This is a genomic window from Micromonospora sp. NPDC023633 (assembly GCF_040640035.1).
GTDB lineage: Bacteria > Actinomycetota > Actinomycetes > Mycobacteriales > Micromonosporaceae > Micromonospora.
On record NZ_JBFABB010000098.1, the window covers coordinates 1 to 19,366 of the forward strand.

A 19,366-nucleotide genomic window follows, 5' to 3' on the forward strand; every position below is an offset into this window, starting at 1 on the left:
GTTTTTTATACACACAGCTAATAATTTCTTAATTTCCCTCACACCTTCTGCTATTATCACGTCCAGGTATCACAACACTCTCTCAGGCGTCGGCGCGCGGCTCCAGCCGGATGGAGACGGAGTTGACGCAGTGCCGGGTGTCCTTCGGGGTGAAGCCCTCGCCCCGGAAGACGTGCCCGAGGTGGCTGTCGCACCGGGCACAGCGGATCTCGGTGCGGGCCATGCCGAGGCTGCGGTCCTCGATCTCCTTGACCGCGCCGGGGATCGCGTCGTCGAAGCTGGGCCACCCGCAGTGCGAGTCGAACTTCGTGTCGCTGGGGTAGAGCTGCGCGCCGCAGGCCCGGCAGTGGTAGGTCCCCGGCGTCTTCGTGTCGACGTACTCGCCGGTCCACGGGCGCTCGGTGCCGGCCTCCCGCAGCACCCGGAACTCCTCCGGGCTGAGCCGGACCCGCCACTCTTCCTCGGTACGGGGCAGTTCACTCTCGTCAAGACTCACCCGCCAACGGTACGCCGGACGTCGGGGGTGTGGCATATGGTCGCGCAATGGGTGGCACGAAGGCCGCAGCCGAACAGATCGAGGTGGCCGGGCGCGACGTCCGGCTGACCAGCCCCGACCGGGTGATCTTTCCGCAGCGCGGCTTCACCAAGGCCGACGTCTTCCACTACTACCTCGCGGTGGGTGACGGCATCATGCGCGCTCTGCGCGGCCGTCCCACCACGTTGCAGCGCTTCCCCGAGGGCATCGAGGGGGAGGCGTTCTTCCAGAAGCGGGTGCCCACGCGGGGCGTGCCGCCGTGGGTGGAGACGGCCACCATCAGCTTCCCGAGCGGTCGCAGCGCGGCCGAGCTCTGCCCGGCCGACCTGGCCCACGTGGCGTGGGCCGCCCAGATGGGCACCATCGTGTTCCACCCGTGGCCCGTGCGCGCCGCCGACGTCGACCGCCCCGACGAGCTACGCATCGACCTCGACCCGCAGCCCGGCACCGACTTCGCCGACGCGGCCTCCGCCGCCGGGGAGCTGCGCGGGCTTCTCGACGAGCTGGGCGCCACCGGCTGGCCGAAGACCTCCGGCGGCCGTGGCGTGCACGTCTACCTGCGGATCGCGCCGCGCTGGACGTTCACCGAGGTGCGCCGGGCCACCATCGCGCTGGCCCGCGAGCTGGAGCGGCGCCGGCCGGAGCTGGTGACCACCGCCTGGTGGAAGGAGCAGCGGGGCGAGCGCGTCTTCGTCGACTACAACCAGATGGCCCGCGACCGCACGATCGCCTGCGCGTACTCGCTGCGGGCCAACGCCCGGGCCACCGTGTCCACCCCGGTCACCTGGGACGAGCTGCCCGACGTCGAGCCGGACGACTTCGACCTGCGCACCGTCCCGGCCCGGCTGGCCGAGCGCGGCGACGCGCACGCCGGCATCGACGACACCGCGTGGGACATCAGCCCGCTGCTGGAGTGGGCCGACCGGGACGCCGCCACCGGTCAGGGCGACATGCCCTACCCGCCGGACCACCCGAAGATGCCCGGCGAGCCGAAGCGCGTGCAGCCCTCCAAGGACCGCGACCGCCCCCGCTGACCGGCCCGTCCCGCGGGGGCGTCGCCGTCCCGCCCGACGCGCCCGCGCCGTCACCGCCGGTCGCCGTACGCCTCCACCGCCTCCTTGGCCGAGCGCAGGTCCGCGCCGGTCGCCCTGCGGTACGCGGCGATCGCCTTGATCTTGTCGCCCCGGGCCAGGTGCCGCCCCACCTCCGGCGGCACGGGCGAGGCGTCCACCACGCCCAGGTGGTCCATCACCAGCCGGAGCCGGCGCTCGATCTCGGCGAGCCGGTACGCGGTCCGCGCCTGCTCGGCCCTGCCCGGCAACTGGGCGGCGAGCAGCGCGACGACGGCCACCATCGCGACGGTGAGGGCGATCTCCATCCGGCGATCGAAGCACACCCGCGCCATCCCGCCGCCCTCGCCCGGTCCACCGGCAAGACGCCGGCGCTGTCGGATAACGATCAAGTAACGGCCGCGAACCTTTCCCGGCCCGTCGCCGCTCTCCCTGATCGTCGGCCCGACTCCGGGCCAGGGGAGGGCGTCGGATGAAGCTGGTGTGGAGGCGGGCCCGCGAGGCGCGGGGGCTGCTGCTCGCCGCGGTGGTCGCGGCCCTGGTGGCGGTCGCGTTGGTCACCGGGCTGTCCGACTACAACCGGCGGGCCGTCGAGGCCGGCCAGCGTGCGCTGCTCAGCGGGGCGTCGTTCGAGGAACGCAGCCTCCTGGTGAGCGGCGCGGCCGGCCGGGACGCGGCCGAGTTCGCCACCCGGGACCGGGCGGTCCGCGACGGGTTCGCCGCCGGGCTCGGCGGCACGCCGGTCACCGTGGGCGCCGCCCGGTACGGCGGAGGCCGCGAGCTGACCGGCGACCTCGGGCCCGTGGTCCCCGACGGCGACGACCCGGTCTTCGCCAGCCTGGCGACCCTCGACGACCTGCCCCGCCACGCCGAGCTGACCGGCGGCGCCTGGCCCACCCCGGGGGCCTCCCCGATGCAGGTCACGCTGCCCGAGAAGGTCGCCGGCGCGCTCGGGATGACCGCCGGCGACCGGGTGCCGATGCTGGACCGCCGGTCCGACGAGGCCAGCACGGTGGTGCTCGTGGGAACCTGGCGGCCCCGCGACCCGGCCGACCCGTACTGGCGGCTGGCACCCGGGGTCGGGGCCGGCGGCGTCGCGGACCCCGGCACCTCGTACGGGCCGTTCGTGCTGGACCCGGCGGACTTCGTCACCACCTATCCGGGCTCGGTGTCGGCGTCCTGGGTCGTCGAGCCGGACCTCGCGGCGGCGGCCGGTGCGGGCCGGCTGCCCGACGTGCGGCAGGCGCTCACCACGGCCCTCGCCGAGGTGCCCGAGGCGGCCGGGCTGGGCTCGTCCGGCCAGACCGTCACGGCGATCGACAGGCTCCTCGACCGCGTCACCCGGGCCGACCTGGTGGGTCGTTCCTCGCTGGCCACCCCGCTGCTGCTGATCGTCGTCCTCGGCGGGTACGCCCTGGTGCTCGTCGCCGCCCTGCTGCACGAGGACCGGCGGAGCCAGACCGCCCTGCTCCGGGCCCGGGGCGCCGCGCGGCGGCAACTGGCCGGCCTGGCGGCCCGGGAGGCGGCCCTGGTCGTCCTGCCCGCCGGCGTGCTGGGGCCCCTGATCGCCGGCGAGGCGCTGCGGCACGTGGGTACCGGCGGCGCCGCCCCGCTGACGCTCTCGCCCGGCAACACGACGCTGGTCTGGGCCGCCGCGGCGGCCACCGCCGCCGGCTGCCTGGTCGCGATGGTCGTCCCGACGTTGCGGGGGGCCGGCACGTACGTCGCCGACATGGCGGCCCGGTCCCGTCCCACCCGCGCCGCGAGCGTCCAACGGGCCAGCCTCGACCTGGTGCTGGTCGGCTTCGCGGTGCTGGCCTGGACCCAGCTGCGCCAGTACTCGTCGCCGGTCGCCGGGGCGGCCGGCCGGCTCGGGGTGGACCCGCTGCTGGTCGCCGCGCCGACGCTGGGCGTGCTGGCCGGCGCGGTCGTGGCGTTGCGGCTGCTGCCGCCCGCGACCCGGTTCGCCGAGCGGTTCGTCGACCGCAGGCCGTGGACCGCCACCATGTTCGGCATGTGGCAGGCGGGGCGGCGCCCGCACGCCGGCCCGGTGCTGCTGCTCGCCCTCGCCGTCGGCGGCAGCACCCTGGCCTGGTCGCTGGTGACCACGGGCGAGCTGTCGCAGGCAGACCAGGCCGACCACACCGTCGGCGCCGACCTGCGGGTGATCGAGCGCACCGGCTCGGCACCCGACGGCCGGGCCGGTCAGCTCGGCGCGCTGCCCGGCGTCGGCGAGGCGCTGCCGGCCTGGCGGGACGAGATCCGCCTGGGCCGCGCCGACCTGCCGACGACGGTGGTGAGCCTCGACGCCGCGGCCGCGGCCGGCGTGCTGCGGCTCAACGAGCGGCTGACCGACGAGCCGGCGCCGGCGCTGCTGGACCGGCTGACCCGGGCGCGCGGCGCGCCGACCGGCCTGGACCTGCCCGCCGGCACCCGGTCGCTCACCGGCACGGTACGCACGCCCGTGCGCGCCGCCGTCACGCCGCACCGGGTCGGCCTCTGGGTGCTGCTGACCCGGGCGGACGGGCTGGCCTTCCGGCTGTCGGCCGGCAGCAGCGGCAGCGACGGCCGGCCGGCGCCGTTCACCGTCGCCGTTCCCGCCGCGGAAGGCCCGGTACGACTGTCCGGCTTCGAGGTCGACGGCGGGAGCGCGCGCGGGCCGGCGTACCGCGTGGAGGTGTCGGACCTGCGGCTGGTCGGCGCCGACGGCGCGGCCCGGCCGGCGTCGCTGGACGGCGAGTGGGTGGCCGTCGACGGCCAGGGCAAGCCCGTCGGCGCGCCGGTCACGGCCACCGGCCTGAGAGCCGAGTGGGAGGTCGATTACCGGGCGGGCGGCCGGTTCGCGTCCCAGCCGCCGAGCCGGTTCGCCGTGGTGCCGGCCGGCGAGAACCGGCCGGTGCCCGCGCTGATGACCCCGGCCGTGCGCGACGCGTTGAGCCTGCGCACCGGCGACACGGTCGACCTCGTGCTGTCCGGCGCGACGGTGCCGGTCACGCTGGTCGGCGAGCTGGACGCGGTGCCGTCCACGGCCGGCGAGGGCGTGCTGCTGGACCTGCCGGCGGCGGCGGAGTGGCTGGTCCGGGACCGGGGCGGCGTCCGGCCGGTCGCGGAGTGGTGGCTGAGCACCGACGGCGACGGCCACGCCGAGGCGGCCCGCGCGGCGGCCGGGTTGGCCGGCACCACGCTGCTCGACCGGCGGGAGGTGGCGGATCGGGCCGCCGACGACCCGTACTGGCAGGGGGCCCGCACGGGGCTGCTCGCCGCCGCGCTCGGCTCGGTGCTGCTGGCCCTGGTCGGCCTGGTCGTCGACGTCTGGGCGACCGCCCGGCACCGGCTGGGGGAGTTCGCCGTGCTGCACACGCTCGGCGCCAGCCCTCGGCTGCTGGCCCGGGCGCTGCTGGCCGAGCAGACCTTCCTGGCCGGGATCGGCGTCGGCGTGGGCCTGCTGCTGGGCGCCGCGGTCGGCGCGACCATGGCCCCGCTGGTCATCCTCACGCCGTCCGCCGGCCGGCCGGTGCCGGAGGCCGCCTTCGTGCTGCCCTGGCTGCCCATCGGCCTGACCGCGCTCGGCCTGCTGCTGGCGGCACTCGCCTTCAGCGCGTTCATCGCCCTCGGCATCCGGCAGCGGGTGGCCGTGGCGCAGCTGCGGATCGGGGGAGACCGGTGACCGGGTGGAGCGTACGGACGACCAGGAGCGGAGACGGGGCGTGGTGAGCATCGGGGCGGTCGCCCGCCGGGTAGGGGCGTACGGCGGGCAGTTCCTGCTCCTCGCGGCGCTGACGCTGGTCGTCACGCTGGTGATCAGCGGGGTGCCCAGGATCGTCAACGGGCACGCCCGGGAGGGCCTGCGGGCGCACCTGGGCGCCGTGCCGCCGCAGCAGCGCGACGTGACGTACTCGACCGGCCCGCTCGTTCCGACGAGCGAGGGCGGCTCCCCGGTGGCCGCGCGCCAGGGCGACCTGGCGACGGTGGAGGCCGGGATGCCGCCGGTCGTACGCCGGATGGTCGAACGGCGGTGGTTCACCGCGGAGACCAGGCCCAGCCGGGTGGTCGGTCCGGACCTGGCGGCGAAGAACCTCCTGGTCGACCTCGGTCTGCGGGCCGTACCCGGGATGGAGGAGGCCGGCACGCTGGTCGAGGGGCGCTGGCCGGCCGACGCGCCGAAGGGCCAGCCGGTGCAGGTGGCGCTGGCCGCCGGCGTGGCCCGCGAGCTGAACCTGCGGGTCGGCAGCCGGCTCACCCTCGCCGCGCCGGGACCCGTCTCGCCCGCTGCCTCGCCCCGCGCCCCGGTCCACGTGGTCGGTCTCTTCGAGCCCCGCGACGACGCCGACGGGATCTGGGACGGGCTGCCGCCGCTGCTGCGGATCGACGAGCCGCCCTGGGACGGCGATCCCTTCATCGCCGTCGGGGTCGTCGACGCCGGCGCGCTGAACCGTCAGGCCGTCGCCGGCTGGCCGCTGGCGTTCAGCTGGCGCTACCGCCTGGGCGCCGACGGCATCAACATCCGCGAGCTGGACCAGGTGATCGACGGCCTCCAGCAGATGACCCGGGAGGCGGCCGGCCGCGACATCGTCCAGGGGCTGGACATCCCGTTGCGGCAGTTCTCGGCCGAGGTGGACAGCGCCCGGACGGTGCTCGGGGTCATCGCCGCGGGCGTACTGGCCACGCTGACCGGTCTCGTCGTGCTGGCCGCCGGGTTGCTGGTGCGCCGGCGCCGGGCGGAGTTCACCCTGCTGCGCGCCCGGGGCGGGGCGGCCACCACGAGCGCGGGCCGCAGCCTGGCCGAGGCGCTGCTGGTGGTCCCACCCGCCGGCGCGCTCGGCTGGCTGGTCGGTGGCCTCGCCCCGGGGGCGCCGGGTGAGACCCGGTGGCTCGCCGTCGCCGCGACCGTCCTGGTGGCGTCGGCGCTGCCGGTGGCCACCCTCGCCGCGTCCACCGGCAACGCCGGGCGCAGCGACCTGATCCGGTCGCGCCCCTCCGCGCGTCGCCTCACGGTGGAGGTGGGACTGCTGCTCCTCGCGGGCCTCGCGGTCGTGCTGCTGCGCCGCCGCGGCCTCACCCCCGGGGAGGTCGACCCGCTGCTGGTCTCGGTTCCGGTGCTGCTGGCCGTGGCCGCGGCGGTGGTCGCGATGCGGCTGTACCCGTGGCCGCTGCGGCTGGTCAGCCGGCTCGCGGCCCGGGCCCGGGGCAGCGTCGCCTTCCTGGGCACCGCCCGTGCCGGCCGCTCCGTCGTCGCCGTGCCACTGGTGGTCGTCGTGCTGGCCATCGCGACCGCGGCGTTCTGCGCGGTGACGGCCGCCGGGATCGAGGCGAGCCGGGACCGGGCCGCCAGCCGGGTGGTCCCCGCCGACGCCCTGATCCTGGGGGAGCGGATCGCCCCGGACACGGGCGCCGAGCTGGAGCGCCTGCCGGGGGTCCGCGCCGCGAGTCCGGTGCTGTACGAGGCGGGCCAGCGCCTGGCGAAGGACGCGATCGGCACCGAGACCCGGCTCGGCGGGGTGACCGTGCTCATGGTCGACGGCCCGGCCCTGGCCCGGATCGTCCGGGAGGCCGACGTCGACGTGACGGTGCCGGCGGCGCTGCTCGCCCCCGCCGGGGGAGCCGGCCCGATGCCCGCGGTGGTCTCCCCGACGGTCGCCGCCGAGCTGGCCGACGCCGGCCTGGCCGGCTCCGCCTTCGTCAGCGCCCAGGGGCAGCGGTACGAGTTCCGGGTCGCCGGGCAGGTGGAGAGCTTCCCGCTGCTGCGCGCGGACAGCAGCCGGTTCGTCGTCCTGCCCTGGCAGTCCCTGCCCCGGCGGGACTACGCCGCCGTGCCGACCGGCTTCCTGGTGACCGGCGACGACCTGGACGACGAGGCGCTGCGCCGGGCCGGCGACGCGGGACAGTCCCGCTTCCAGACCGGCGGGACGGTCGCCGGCCGGGAACGCCCGCGCGGCGTGGAGGTGCTGACCTTCGCGGACACCCGCCGGCAGGTGGGGGAGGGCGGCGCGAACGGGGTGCTCGCCTTCGGCTTCACCGCCGGCGCGGCCGGTGGGACCGTGCTCGGCCTGCTCGCGATCGCCTTCACGGTGCTCGCCGGGGCCCGCGAGCGCGGCCTGGTGCTCTCCCGGCTGCGCACCCTCGGCCTGTCCCGACGCCAGTGGCGCGGGCTGCTGCTGGTGGAGCTGGCGCCGCTGGTGGGCGTCTCGGTGGTGACCGGTGCGCTGGTCGGCACGGCCCTGCCGCTGTTGCTCACCCCGGTGCTCGGCCTGTCCGCCTTCACCGACGGCGTCGAGGTCCGGGTGGCGTTCGAGCCCGGCCTGGCGGCCGCGGTCGTCGCCCTCGGGGCCCTCGCCCTCGGCTTCGCGGTCGCCGTCGAGGCCCTGAACAACCGCCGGATGCGCCTCGGCGAGGTGCTCCGGCTCGGAGAGGAGAACTGACAATGACCGCTACCGCGGAGACCACCGCCGTGCCGGACCTGGCCGCCCTGCAACAGCGGGCCGCCCAGCGTGCGGCCGAGCGGGCCGGCGGCCGGGACCGGTTGCGCGGGCACATCGTCTGCGACGGGCTGGTCCGGATCTTCAAGACCGAGGGGGTGGAGGTGGTCGCCCTGCAGGGGCTCGACCTGGTCATCGACCGGGGCGAGCTGGTGGCGATCGTCGGAGCCTCCGGTTCCGGAAAGTCGACGCTGCTGAACATCCTCTCCGGCTTGGACACGCCCACCGCCGGCATCGCCCGGGTGGGGGAGTACGACCTGCTCAACCTCTCCACCCGGCGGCGACTGAGCTACCGGCGGAACATGGTCGGATTCGTCTGGCAGCAGACCGGCCGCAACCTGCTGCCGTACCTGACCGCGTTGGAGAACGTCGAGCTGCCGATGCGGCTCGCCGGGCGGCGGGGCGGCCGGCGGGCCCACCGTGACCGGGCCCGCGAGCTGCTCGACATGGTCGGGGTGGGGCACTGCGCCGGCCGGCGGCCCGGGCAGCTCAGCGGCGGCGAGCAGCAGCGCTGCGCGGTCGCGGTGGCGGTGGCCAACGATCCCGAGGTCCTCTTCGCCGACGAGCCGACCGGCGAGCTGGACGAGGCCACCGGAGCCGACGTCTTCGCGGCGCTGCGCACCATCAACGCCGAGCTCGGCGTCACCATCGTGGTGGTCACCCACGACCACGCCGTGGCCACCCAGGTCCGCCGCACCGTCGCGATCCGCGACGGCCGGACCGCCTCCGAGGTACGCCGGACCGCGCGGATCGGCGCGGACGGCAGCACCGAACTGGTCAGCGAGGAGTACGCCGTGCTCGACCGCAGCGGCCGGATGCAACTGCCGGCGCCCTTCGTGGACGCGTTGTCGCTGCGCGACCGGGTGCGGCTCAACCTGGAGCCGGACCACGTGGAGGTGCGCCCGGGCCACCGGACGCAGGACGAGCCGGAGGCGAAGCGGTGAGCGGGCGGGGAGCCGTCGCGGTGAGCGAACGGGGAGCCGTGGCGGCGCGCGAACGGGAAGCCGTCGCGGCGCGCGGGCGGGGGATCAGTCGGTACCGCGTGGCCGGGTCGGTCGGCCGCGCCGAGCACAGCGGGGCGGAATCATGAGCGAGCGGGACGTGACGCGGGACGGCCGGTCGGCCGGGGCGGTGGCGGGCGCCACGGTCACCGACGAGGTGGTCCGGGTGGAGGGGGTCAGCCGCACGTTCGGCCGTGGCGAGCACGCCGTGCACGCCGTACGGGACGTCTCGTTCTCGGCCGGGCGGGGCGAGCTGGTCGCCGTGCGCGGCCGCTCCGGGGCGGGCAAGACGACCCTGCTGAACCTGGTGGGCGGGCTGGACCGACCCGACTCGGGCCGGGTGGTGGTCGCCGGGCACGACGTCACCGGCGCCGGGGAGAAGGAGCTGCTGGAGCTTCGCCGCGGCACGGTCGGCTTCGTGTTCCAGACCTTCGGGCTGGTGCCGATCCTGTCCGCCGCCGAGAACGTCGGCGTACCGCTGCGGTTGGCGCGGGTCCCGGCGGCCGAGCGGGAGGAGCGGGTGGCGGTGCTGCTGGAGCTGGTGGGCCTCGGCGGGCACGCGGGCCAGCGGCCGTACGAGCTGTCGGGCGGGCAGCAGCAGCGGGTGGCGGTGGCGCGGGCCCTGGCCAACGAGCCGGACCTGCTGATCGCCGACGAGCCCACCGGCCAGCTCGACTCCGAGACCGGCCGGTCGATCATGGATCTGCTCCGGGCGGTCGTGCACGCCCGCGGGATGACCGCGCTGGTCGCCACCCACGACCCGACCCTGATCGACCTCGCCGACCGCGTCCTCACCCTCCGCGACGGCCACCTCCTCCCCACCTGACCCACCCCGCCCGCCCCGCCGCCTCCCGCGAGCCGCGCCCGGCCCGCCGGTGCCGATCATGCAGTTGTGGTGGCGTTTTCCATGTGCTTCATCCCTTTTGTCGGGCACCACAATTGCATGATCCACGGGGAGGGGTGAGGGCGGGTCAGAGGGGGAGCTTCAGGCCCTCGTGGGTGGGGAGGAAGCCCAGGCTCAGGTAGAAGCGGTGGGCGTCGTGGCGGGTCTTGTCGGTGGTGAGCTGGACCAGGGCGCAGCCCCGCTGCTTCGCCTGGTCGACGGCCCAGGTGATCATCTGCCGGCCGAGGCCCCGCCCGCGCAGGTCGGAGCGGACCCGGACCGCCTCGATGAGCTGCCGCTCGGCGCCGTGCCGGCCCAGGCCGGGGATGTACGTGAGCTGCATGCAGCCGAGCGGCTCCCCGTCCGCGTCCGCCACGATCAACTGGTTGCGCGGGTCGGCGTCGATGTCGGCGAACGCCTTCTCGTACGCGGCGTCGACCTCCGGGAAGTCGCGGGTCCTGCCGAGCACGTCGTCGGCGAGCAGGGCGATCACGGCGGGCAGGTCGGCCCGGGTGGCCTCGCGGAAGATCACGTCACTCATGCCGTCCAGCGTGGCACAGCGAAACGGGCCAATGGGCGGGCGGCGCTGGCGGGTGGGGGGCAACATGGCTGTCCATGGACGTCCTGCTGCTGCCGTTCCGGTTGATCTACCGAGGGCTGGTCTGGTTCGCCAACTCGCCCCGGACGTTGATCATCTCGTACCTGCTCATGATCGTGGTGGCCGGCGTGATCTACGGCCAGGTGGAGAACCGCAGCGCGGCGGACGCCGTCTGGTGGGCGGTGGTGACCGCGTCCACCGTCGGCTACGGCGACATCTCCCCGGTGAGCTGGCAGGGCCGCACCCTCGCCGCGCTGCTCATCTCGACCATGGTGCTGCTGGTCATCCCGTTGATCACCGCGCACTTCGCCAGTCAGCTCATCGTCGACGACGACGCCTTCGAGCACGAGGAGCAGGAGCAGCTCAAGGCCGACGTGCGCCGGATGCGGGCGTTGCTGGAGGAGATCGCCGCGCGGCAGGGCATCGACCTGCCCGACCTGCCGCCGGAGCGGCCGGTCAGCGGGCCGGGCAGCGCAGCCCTTCCCTGGGCACCGTCAGGTCGATCAGGTAGGCGTCGACCGCCTCGTTGACGCAGGAGGTCTGCGGGTACGCGGTGTGCCCCTCGCCCTCCCAGGTGAGCACCCGGCCCACGCCCAGCATCGCGGCCAGCGCGGGAGTCTGCTCGTACGGCGTCGCGGGGTCGCCGGTGGTGCCCACCACCAGGATCGGCGGCGACCCGTCGGCCCGGCCCGTCGGGTACGGGTCGCGACCGCCGGGCCACTCGGTGCAGGAGAGCAGGCCGACGGCCAGGGCCGGACCGAACATCGGGTACTTCGCCCGCCACTGCGACTGGAGCTGCCGGATCCGCTCCCGGCTCGGCTTCTCCTCCTCGTCGGCGCAGTTGACCGCCAGGTTGGCGTCGAACATGTTCGAGTAGCGCCCGTCGGAGTCCCGGTCGGCGTACGCGTCGGCGAGGCGGAACACGTCCTCCGGGTCGCCACCCTCCAGCTTGTCGATGGCGCGGGCCAGCTCCTGCCAGCCCGACTCCGTGTAGAGCGACGAGATGATCGCGTAGAAGACCCAGCCCGCGGTGGCCTCCCGGCCGTCGTCCCCGCGCACCGGGGACACCCGCGCCTTGTCGATCGCCGACGTGACCGCAGCCCGGGCGTCCGGGGCGATCGGGCAGCGCCCGGCGTTGGCCGCGCACCACGTGGTGAAGTTGCCGAAGGCCCGCTCGAAGCCCTTGGCCTGGCCCTCCGACCCGGCGACCAGGCCCTGCCGCGGGTCGACCGCGCCGTCGAGCACCAGCGCCCGTACCCGTTGCGGGTATAGCTGGGCGTAGGTGGCGCCGAGCAGCGTGCCGTAGGAGTAGCCGAGGTAGGTCAGCTTGTCGTCGCCGACGGCGGCGCGGACCGCGTCCATGTCCCGGGTGGCCTGCTCGGTGCCGTAGAGCGGCAGCTGGTCGCCGTAGCGGTCGCCGCAGCCGCGCCCGATCTTCCGGCTGAGCGCGACGAAGCCGTCGAACGACTCCTGGCTTCGCGGGTCGGGGTCGTAGCCGAAGCTGGCGTCCAGGTCGGCGTCGGGGATGCACCTGACCGGGCTGGATCGGGACACCCCGCGCGGGTCGAAGCCGACGATGTCGAACCGGTCGGTGATCGAGGCGGGCAGGCCGCCGAACGCCGGGCCGAAGGAGAGGTATACGGCCGTGTCCACGCCGGAGCCGCCGGGCCCGCCCGGGTTGACGACCAGCGAGCCGATCCGGTCGCGCTGCGTGGTGGACCGGGCCCGCAGCAGCGCGATCTCGAAGGTCTGCCCGGCACCCGGTCCGGTGGTGGCCCCGCCGCCCGGGCCGGTGGAAGCTCCGCCGCCGGGGCCGGTGGTGGCCCCGCCGCCCGCGCCCGTGTCCCAGTTGCGTGGCACCTTGATCCGGGCGCACTCGTAGCGGATGTTCGGCGCACCGCGCCCGACCAGCTCCTCGGCCACCTCGGGGCAGGCGCGCCAGGTGGGCGCCGTGCCGGGGGCGGCGGCCTCGCCGCCGGCTCCCGTCCGGGGCGCGATCGCCGGGAGGGTGCAGCCGGCGGCGACCAGCGCGGCGGTGGCCAGCCCGGCGAGGGTGAGCCGGAACCGGCGGATCCGGTCGGGAGTGCGGGTCACGAGCGAGCCTCCGGGATCGAGTCGACGGCCAGGCTACGCCGGCCCGGCGGTGGACCCCACGGTCACCGTCGGGTCGCCGCGCAGCACCTGGTCCACATCGAACCGTACGGGCCGGTCGAGCTGGTCGTAGCGGCAGGAGCGGGCATCACGGTCGGGCCGCCAGCGGACGAACCGGGCGGTGTGCCGGAACCGGTCGCCCTCCATGGCGTCGTAGCCGACCTCGACCACCAGCTCGGGGCGCAGCGGCTCCCACTCCAGGTTCCGGGTGCCCGTCCAGCGGCTCACCCCGCCGGGGAGGCGCTGGCCGCGTTCGTGGTCGCCGTGCACCCACGGGTGGTCGGCGCCCACGTCCCGGTAGGGCTCCAGCTCCTCCAGCAGCTCGGCGCGGCGGGCCATGGTGAACGACGCGCTCACCCCGACGTGGTGCAGGACCCCGTCGTCGTCGTGTAGGCCGAGCAGGAGCGAGCCGACCACGGGGCCGGACTTGTGCCAGCGGAAGCCGGCCACCACCACGTCGGCCGTGCGGGCGTGCTTGACCTTGAACATGAGCCGCTTGCCCGGCTCGTAGGGCAGGTCGGCCGGCTTGGCGATCAGGCCGTCCAGGCCGGCGCCCTCGAAGACGTCGAACCAGCGGTGCGCGGTGTCGACGTCGGTGGTGACCTGGGTGACGTGCACCGGCGGGCGGACCCCGGCCAGCGCCGACTCCAGCCGGGCGCGACGCCGGGGATAGGGCTCGTCGAGCAGCGTCTCGTCGTCGAGGGCGAGCAGGTCGAAGGCGACGAAGTCGGCCGGCGTGGTCTCGGCCAGCAGCTTCACCCGGGACGCGGCCGGGTGGATGCGCTGGGCCAGCAGCTCGAAGTCGAGCCGGGGCTGCCCGCCCGGCCCGTCGCGCCGGATCACGATCAGCTCGCCGTCGACCGCGCACCGCTGCGGCAGCTGGCGGCGGGCCTGCTCGACCACCTCCGGGAAGTAGCGGGTCATCGACTTGCCGCCCCGGCTGGACAGCTCCACCTCGTCGCCGTCGCGGAACACGATGCACCGGAAGCCGTCCCACTTCGGCTCGTAGGTCATCCCGGGCGCGGTGGGGACCCGCGGGACGCTCTTGGCCAGCATCGGCTCGACCGGCGGACTGATCGGCAGCTTCACGGCGACCAGTCAACCAGACCGCACCGACAGTCGTGAGGCAGATCACGGGTGGTGAAGGACCGGCGTGTCCGGCCGCGCGCCCCTCGTGCCGCACCGGGCGAATCGGAAAACCGCAGGTCAGAGCTACCTTCGCGGGGTGTCGGAGTGGGTTTGCGGGTGCTGCGGTCGGTGGCGGGTGAGCGTCGAGCTGATCCGGGGCCACTACCGCTACCGGCTGGTGCGCCGCTATCCCCGCCAGTTCGGCGGCGGCAAGGACGTGCTCGGCGAGGCCGGCTCGGTGGCGGAGCTGGAGGAGCTGCTGCGCCGGCGTACCCCCCTCGGCCTGGCCGACCTGCGCGAGGCCGCCTGACCCGGCGGCGACCGAGCCCACCGGCCCCCGGGCGGCCCGGTTGCGACGGACCCGCCGGCTGCGACGGACCCGGTGGCGGCCGACCGGGCCGGCGGCGGCCGAGGGCTGCGGTGACCGGCTCGCCGGCGGCGACGGGCCGGCCGGTGGGTGCCGCGGTCACGATCCGTCGGGCAGTCTCGTCGGGACTGGCAGCGGCGCCACCGGACGCCGCCACGGGGAGGAGGCGCGATGCGGTTCGAGGCCGGCACGGAGGTGGCCGCCGAGGCGGAACGGGTCTGGACGGTGCTGGTCGACGTCGAGCGGTGGCCGGAGTGGACGCCCTCGGTGCGCCGGGCGCTACGGCGGGAGCCGGGGCCGCTCGCGGTGGGCGCCACGGCCCGGCTGGAGCAGCCGAAGCTGCGACCGGCGGTGTGGCGGGTCACCGAGCTCACCGAGGGGCGCTCGTTCTCCTGGGTCTCGGGCAGCCCGGGGGTGCGCACGCTCGGCGAGCACCGGGTGCTGCCGCTGCCCGACGGGCGCAGCCGCGTCGAGTTGGCCATCACGCAGTCCGGGCCGCTGGCCGGGCCCGTCGGCTGGCTCTACGGCGACCTGATGCGCCGCTACCTGCGGATGGAGGCCGACGGGCTCAGGCGTCGCTGCGAGCGGGACTGACCACCGGCTTCTCCAGCAGGGCGAGCCGGATGCCGTTCGGGTCCGGCCGGTGCCCGACGACCCGGTAGCCGTGCCGCTCGTACAGGCGCAGGTTCTGCTCGCTGTCGGCGCCCGTGAAGAGCGCGAAGCGGCGTACCCGGGCGGCGCAGGTCGCCTCCACCGCGCGCAGCAGCCGCCCGCCGACGCCCCGGCCCTGCTGGTCCGGGGCGACGGAGAGCCGGCCGACGTGGGCGGTGTCGCCGTCGACGTGCGCCCGGACGGAACCGACCAGCCGGTCGCCGAGCCGGGCGGTGAGCACCGTCGCCGGGCCCGCCAGCGCGGCCCGCACCTCGTCCAGGGTCTCGGTCAGCGGGGGCAGGAACGGATCGGCGTAGCGCTGTGCCTCGGTGAGGTACGCGGCGCGCTGCACGGTGAGGATCTCGCCGGCGTCCGGGACGTCGGCGGACACGATGCGCGGCTCGATGATCATCTCGACAGCCAACCACAGGCCGTCGGGCGGGCCGTGCGCACCGCCCGTACGCTGGCGGTGTCCGTCGAGCCGTGGGGGTGCGCCGTGCCGGCACTGACCTATCCGCACGTGGGCGCCACCGAGACCGGCGAGCTGCCGCCCGGTTGGCGGCACGTGCGGCACCGGGTCCGGCTGCCCGACTCCTGCTTCACGACGGCCGGGGACGCCGTGCTCGGCTGGGGCCTGCACCGGGCGGCCGGCATCCGGATGGACGCCGACGCCGGCCGGGCCGCGCCCGGGGTCCGGGTGGTCTCCGGTCTGGGCGTCGGCCCGCTGCGGCTGGCCGCGCCCTGCCAGGTGGTCTGGGCCGTCGACGACGGGCGGCGGGCCGGCTTCGGGTACGGCACGCTGCCCGGCCATCCGGCGCGCGGCGAGGAGGCGTTCGTGGTGAGCCGCGACGCCGCCGGCCACGTCTGGTTCGAGGTGGCCGCGTTCAGCCGGCCGGACCGCTGGGTCATGCGCGCCGCCGGGCCGGCCGGCCGGGCCTTCCAGCGGGCGTACGCCTGGTGGCTCGGGCGCACCCTGCGCCGGCTCTGCGCCCGCCCCTGACCCGCACCGCGCCGCGGCGCCGCCCGTCGACGCGGGCGGCACCCGTCGGCGCCGGTGAGCGGAGGGGACGCCACCGGGCCGAGCCGCCACCAGGCGGCGGTCGCCGGGCGGTTCGGCAATCACCGACACGACGGGCGGCGGACCGGCGTCAGAACCGGGCGAAGGAGCGGATCGGCATCCGCGGGCCGTACTTCGGCGCCTGGACGCCACCGGCCGCCAGCAGCACGCAGACCCGCCCCCGGTGCCCCCGGAACGGCTCCAGCAGGGCCAGCATCCGGGCGTCGTCGCCGCGGGGCTCGCCCGCCAGGGCCCAGGCCACCGTGTTCGGCACGTGGAAGTCGCCGACGCTGACCGCGTCCGGGTCCCCGTACGCGATCCGCACCACCTCGGCGGCGGTCCACGGGCCGATGCCGGCGATGGCGGTGAGCCGGCGGGTGGCCTCGGTGGAGTCCGCGCAGCGCTCCAGCCGGTCGGCGACGGCCGCCGCGCGGCGCAGCGTCTCGGCCCGGCGCTGCTCCACGCCGAACGGGTGGAACACCCAGTACGGGGTCGCGGCCACCGCCGCCGGGTCCGGCGGGAGTAGCAGCGGCTGCATCGGCCCGGGCGCCGCCTCGGCGAAGTGCCGCACCGTCGCGGCGTACGCCCGGTACGCCTCCTTGCCGGTCACCTTCTGCTCGAAGACCGCCCGCAGCAGCCGGGGGAAGACCTGTCCGGTGGCCGGCATCCGCAGCCCCCGCTGCTGGGCCGCGAGCCGCGCCACCACGGGGTGGGCGGCGGCGAGCGCCGCGAACCCGGTCACGTCGTCCCGGAGCCCGGCGACCGCGTCCGCCCGCTCCACCACCCGGTCGGCGCCTGGGCCGTAGCCCTCGGCGAGCAGGCCGCCGGCGACCGGCCGCAGGGCGAGGGTGGCCGGCCCGTCCGGGGTGCGGGTGGCCCACCAGAAGGTGCCGGCCGCGACGCGCGCGCAGGGGTCGTACGGGCTGAAGGTCAGCGCCCGGACCGACGCGGCCAGCCGGTACCCGGCGGGCGGGCGCAGCTCCCGCGTCGCGGCGGGCCGGGTCTCGGTCACCTCGCCACTGTGCCAGGTCCCGCCGCCGTCCGGTGCGTCGCCCACCTGCTCGGGTGGTGCGGTGGCGGGCCGGTTCCCGCTGACCGTCCCGGCATCGTCGCACCCACTGAACGGCTGGGATTATTCAGGCAAATGCAATAGATGGGCGAAAATCATCACGGTTGCTTCTGGTCGGTCGTGAACCGTCTGGGGTCTTCTGGTGTCTCGCGGATGAACGCGCTGCTATCGTCCGATTCGCCGACGGGTGTCCCAGGGAGCGGTCACCGTCACTGAGAGACCGGTGAGGATCGCGGCCCGGGCATCCGGTGCCCGGCCGATTCGTCACCGCCTCGCAGGCAGTGCAACGGGGAGCTGTCGAAAGGGCATGCAGTGATGACTGTTGTTGCGGGTGCTCGTCCGGAGCATGCCGTGTCGGCGGCGTCGCCTCGTCACCACCAGCGCTGACGATGGCCGTCGACACGACGGCCGTCCGATCAGGACGGGCCGAAGCATGATCGCTCTGCGGGTCTACCGCCTCCTTCCACCCGCCGCCCGGCGCCAGTTGCTCGGCCTGCTTCCGCAGCACCGCCGGCTCGGCCTCGTGCGGAGCTTCACGCGGCCGCGCGGCGGTGACACCGTGCACCCGACGGGAGCGCGGGTGTCGGTCAGCGACGACGGCGTCCGCACCCAGGCCGAGGTGGTCGTCGCGGCGACGCCGTTGGAGATGTGGCACCGCAACCTCACGGCCGTCACGTCGGCGCTGGACGCTGCCGGGATCGACTACCACTGCCTGCGCAACGATGACTACCTGCGCAGTTCCGTGGCCGTCCTCGTCGACCAGCAGGACGCGGTGCGTCGCCTGGTCCGCGCCGCGCCGGCGTTGTCGGGCGCGCACGTGCGTACCGTCGAGGTGCGGCCCGGGCGCAACCAGCCGGACCTGGCCCCGGCCGAGGTGATTCAGGTGTGGTTCCCGGTGACCGACGCCCGCGCGGGCGTGGTCCTGGGCGCACAGTTCGCCTGCGAGATCGAGTTCTGGACGCGCGTGGGCGACGTCGTGCGCGCACCCCGGCACAATGCGGTGATCGACGAGGCGCCGGCCCGGGCGGAGCCGGTGCGGGTCGCCGCGGCCCTGCTCAGCCACTTCGTCCCGGAGGCGGACGACCACGTCTACGGCACCCGCCGTGATCTTGCCGTCCGGGCCCCGGACCGGGTGGGCTTCCCGATCGACGCGGTGTTCACCTGGGTGGACGGTTCGGATCCGGAGTGGCTGCGGCGCAAGATGGCGGCGCAGGGCGCCCCCGACGGACCGCTGCACGCGGTGGCGGCCAACTCGTCGCGCTACCACAACCGGGACGAACTGCGATACGCGATGCGCGCGCTGCACAGCTTCGCGCCCTGGCTGCGACGCATCTTCCTGGTCACCGACAGCCAGCTGCCGAGCTGGCTCGACCCGACCCACCCGACCATCACCGTCGTGACGCACGCCGAACTCTTCGCCGACCTCAATTTCCGGTCGTCGTTCAACTCGCACGCCATCGAGTCCCGGCTGCACCGGATCGAGGGTCTGGCCGAGCACTTCCTCTACCTCAACGACGACGTGTTCCTGGGCCGGCCGCTGCTACCGACCCACTTCTTCCACGCCAACGGGATCGCCAAGTTCTTCCCCTCCCCGGCGCAGTTCGGACTGGGCGAGGCCAAGCCCAGCGACCCGCCGGTGAACGCGGCCGGCAAGAACAACCGCCGGCACATCCAGCGGCAGTTCGGCGTCACCATCACGCAGAAGATGAAGCACACCCCGTTCGCGCTGCGGCGCAGCATCATGTACCAGATCGAGCAGATGTTGCGGGCGGACGTGACCAAGACGGCACGGCACCAGTTCCGTCACCACGGCGACCTGTCCATCCCGTCGTCGCTGCACCAGTACTGGTCCTACCTGACCGGCCAGGCGGTGCCGGGCGAGATCGAGTACGAGTACGCCGACCTCGGTCACCCGTCGACGCCCGCCCGCCTCGCCGAGCTGCTCGCCCGCCGCAACCGTGACGTGTTCTGCCTCAACGACACCGACTCCGATCCCGAGGCCTTCGCCGAGCAGGAGCGGATGCTGGCCGACTTCCTGCCCCGCTACCTGCCCTTTCCGGCGCCTTACGAGCTGCCCGACGAGGTGGTCGCCGAGCGCCGGAAGCTGGGCGCCAGCGCACTGTGGCGGCAGTCGCGCGGCGTAACCCGGCAGCGTCAGCAGGTGGATGCCCCGACCACGCCCACCCTCGCCGCCCGCCGGCAGGTGGACGGCGAGACCGTGCCCGCGCTGCGGGTCGGTCCGCGGCTGGACGCGCCCACACTGCCCTCGATGCGCATCGCCGCCGCCCGGGCGCAGCAGGAAACTGCGCCACCCGGTTGGGGAACCCACCTCGACGACCAGCGGGGACAGCGGCGAGATGCCTGAGAAGGTGCGGACCCG

At 75.3% G+C, this 19,366-nt stretch carries 17 protein-coding genes; 10 read left to right on the forward strand and 7 right to left on the reverse strand.

The window, feature by feature from the left end; translation table 11 throughout:
* Positions 1-82 precede the first annotated feature (82 nt).
* On the reverse strand, positions 83-496 hold the full coding sequence (msrB, locus tag AB0G13_RS25590; protein WP_357879028.1) for a peptide-methionine (R)-S-oxide reductase MsrB: 414 nt from the start codon (positions 494-496) through the stop codon (positions 83-85).
* A 47-nt stretch (positions 497-543) separates the two neighbouring features.
* On the opposite strand from msrB, the gene ligD reads away from it, so the two are divergent.
* The gene (gene ligD / locus AB0G13_RS25595; RefSeq protein ID WP_357879031.1) at positions 544-1,569 is read left to right on the forward strand and encodes a non-homologous end-joining DNA ligase; all 1,026 of its coding nucleotides are present in this window, start codon (positions 544-546) and stop codon (positions 1,567-1,569) included.
* Positions 1,570-1,619: 50 nt separating this feature from the next.
* On the opposite strand, the gene AB0G13_RS25600 is transcribed toward ligD, so the two are convergent.
* Positions 1,620-1,913 (reverse strand): hypothetical protein, encoded by a 294-nt coding sequence (locus tag AB0G13_RS25600; RefSeq protein WP_357879034.1) that lies wholly within the window; start codon positions 1,911-1,913, stop codon positions 1,620-1,622.
* Positions 1,914-2,077: 164 nt separating this feature from the next.
* Here AB0G13_RS25600 and AB0G13_RS25605 point away from each other — a divergent pair, with 164 nt between their 5' ends.
* The 4 genes from AB0G13_RS25605 to AB0G13_RS25620 all read left to right on the forward strand — a co-directional run bounded on the left by AB0G13_RS25605 (position 2,078) and on the right by AB0G13_RS25620 (position 9,908).
* On the forward strand, positions 2,078-5,272 hold the full coding sequence (locus tag AB0G13_RS25605) for an FtsX-like permease family protein (protein WP_357879037.1): 3,195 nt from the start codon (positions 2,078-2,080) through the stop codon (positions 5,270-5,272).
* A 4-nt stretch (positions 5,273-5,276) separates the two neighbouring features.
* Entirely contained in the window at positions 5,277-8,024 is a 2,748-nt protein-coding gene (locus tag AB0G13_RS25610; protein ID WP_357879040.1) for an FtsX-like permease family protein, read from the forward strand.
* 2 nt (positions 8,025-8,026) lie between these two features.
* Positions 8,027-9,025 carry an ABC transporter ATP-binding protein gene (locus tag AB0G13_RS25615; RefSeq protein ID WP_357879043.1) on the forward strand — a complete coding sequence of 333 codons (999 nt, stop codon included), beginning with the start codon at positions 8,027-8,029 and terminating at the stop codon, positions 9,023-9,025.
* Between the two features lie 142 nt (positions 9,026-9,167).
* Entirely contained in the window at positions 9,168-9,908 is a 741-nt protein-coding gene (locus AB0G13_RS25620) for an ABC transporter ATP-binding protein (RefSeq protein WP_357879046.1), read from the forward strand.
* A 145-nt stretch (positions 9,909-10,053) separates the two neighbouring features.
* Here AB0G13_RS25620 and AB0G13_RS25625 read toward each other — a convergent pair whose 3' ends face one another.
* The gene (locus tag AB0G13_RS25625) at positions 10,054-10,506 is read right to left on the reverse strand and encodes a GNAT family N-acetyltransferase (protein ID WP_357879048.1); all 453 of its coding nucleotides are present in this window, start codon (positions 10,504-10,506) and stop codon (positions 10,054-10,056) included.
* 74 nt (positions 10,507-10,580) lie between these two features.
* Here AB0G13_RS25625 and AB0G13_RS25630 point away from each other — a divergent pair, with 74 nt between their 5' ends.
* Complete coding sequence (locus AB0G13_RS25630) at positions 10,581-11,093, forward strand: ion channel (protein WP_357879050.1); 513 nt, start codon at positions 10,581-10,583, stop codon at positions 11,091-11,093.
* Here AB0G13_RS25630 and AB0G13_RS25635 read toward each other — a convergent pair.
* Positions 11,020-12,636 (reverse strand): alpha/beta hydrolase, encoded by a 1,617-nt coding sequence (locus AB0G13_RS25635; protein WP_357879091.1) that lies wholly within the window; start codon positions 12,634-12,636, stop codon positions 11,020-11,022. The two genes, AB0G13_RS25630 and AB0G13_RS25635, sit on opposite strands and share 74 nt — an antisense overlap.
* Positions 12,637-12,690: 54 nt before the next feature.
* Positions 12,691-13,803, reverse strand: a complete 1,113-nt coding sequence (locus AB0G13_RS25640; RefSeq protein ID WP_357879053.1) for an ATP-dependent DNA ligase — start codon at positions 13,801-13,803, stop codon at positions 12,691-12,693.
* Positions 13,804-13,939: 136 nt separating this feature from the next.
* On the opposite strand from AB0G13_RS25640, the gene AB0G13_RS25645 reads away from it, so the two are divergent.
* Positions 13,940-14,152, forward strand: coding sequence for a hypothetical protein (locus AB0G13_RS25645; RefSeq protein ID WP_357879055.1), 213 nt, complete (start codon positions 13,940-13,942; stop codon positions 14,150-14,152).
* Positions 14,153-14,380: 228 nt separating this feature from the next.
* The gene (locus tag AB0G13_RS25650) at positions 14,381-14,803 is read left to right on the forward strand and encodes an SRPBCC family protein (RefSeq protein WP_357879058.1); all 423 of its coding nucleotides are present in this window, start codon (positions 14,381-14,383) and stop codon (positions 14,801-14,803) included.
* Here AB0G13_RS25650 and AB0G13_RS25655 read toward each other — a convergent pair.
* Positions 14,778-15,272 (reverse strand): GNAT family N-acetyltransferase, encoded by a 495-nt coding sequence (locus AB0G13_RS25655; RefSeq protein ID WP_357879061.1) that lies wholly within the window; start codon positions 15,270-15,272, stop codon positions 14,778-14,780. The genes AB0G13_RS25650 and AB0G13_RS25655 overlap by 26 nt on opposite strands.
* Positions 15,273-15,329: 57 nt before the next feature.
* On the opposite strand from AB0G13_RS25655, the gene AB0G13_RS25660 reads away from it, so the two are divergent.
* Positions 15,330-15,860 (forward strand): DUF1990 domain-containing protein, encoded by a 531-nt coding sequence (locus AB0G13_RS25660; RefSeq protein WP_357879064.1) that lies wholly within the window; start codon positions 15,330-15,332, stop codon positions 15,858-15,860.
* A gap of 148 nt (positions 15,861-16,008) precedes the next feature.
* On the opposite strand, the gene AB0G13_RS25665 is transcribed toward AB0G13_RS25660, so the two are convergent.
* Positions 16,009-16,929, reverse strand: coding sequence for a DNA-3-methyladenine glycosylase 2 family protein (locus tag AB0G13_RS25665; protein ID WP_357879067.1), 921 nt, complete (start codon positions 16,927-16,929; stop codon positions 16,009-16,011).
* Positions 16,930-17,419: 490 nt separating this feature from the next.
* On the opposite strand from AB0G13_RS25665, the gene AB0G13_RS25670 reads away from it, so the two are divergent.
* Positions 17,420-19,351: a stealth family protein gene (locus tag AB0G13_RS25670; RefSeq protein ID WP_357879070.1), complete on the forward strand. Its 1,932-nt coding sequence runs from the start codon at positions 17,420-17,422 to the stop codon at positions 19,349-19,351.
* The last annotated feature ends 15 nt before the right edge of the window (positions 19,352-19,366 follow it).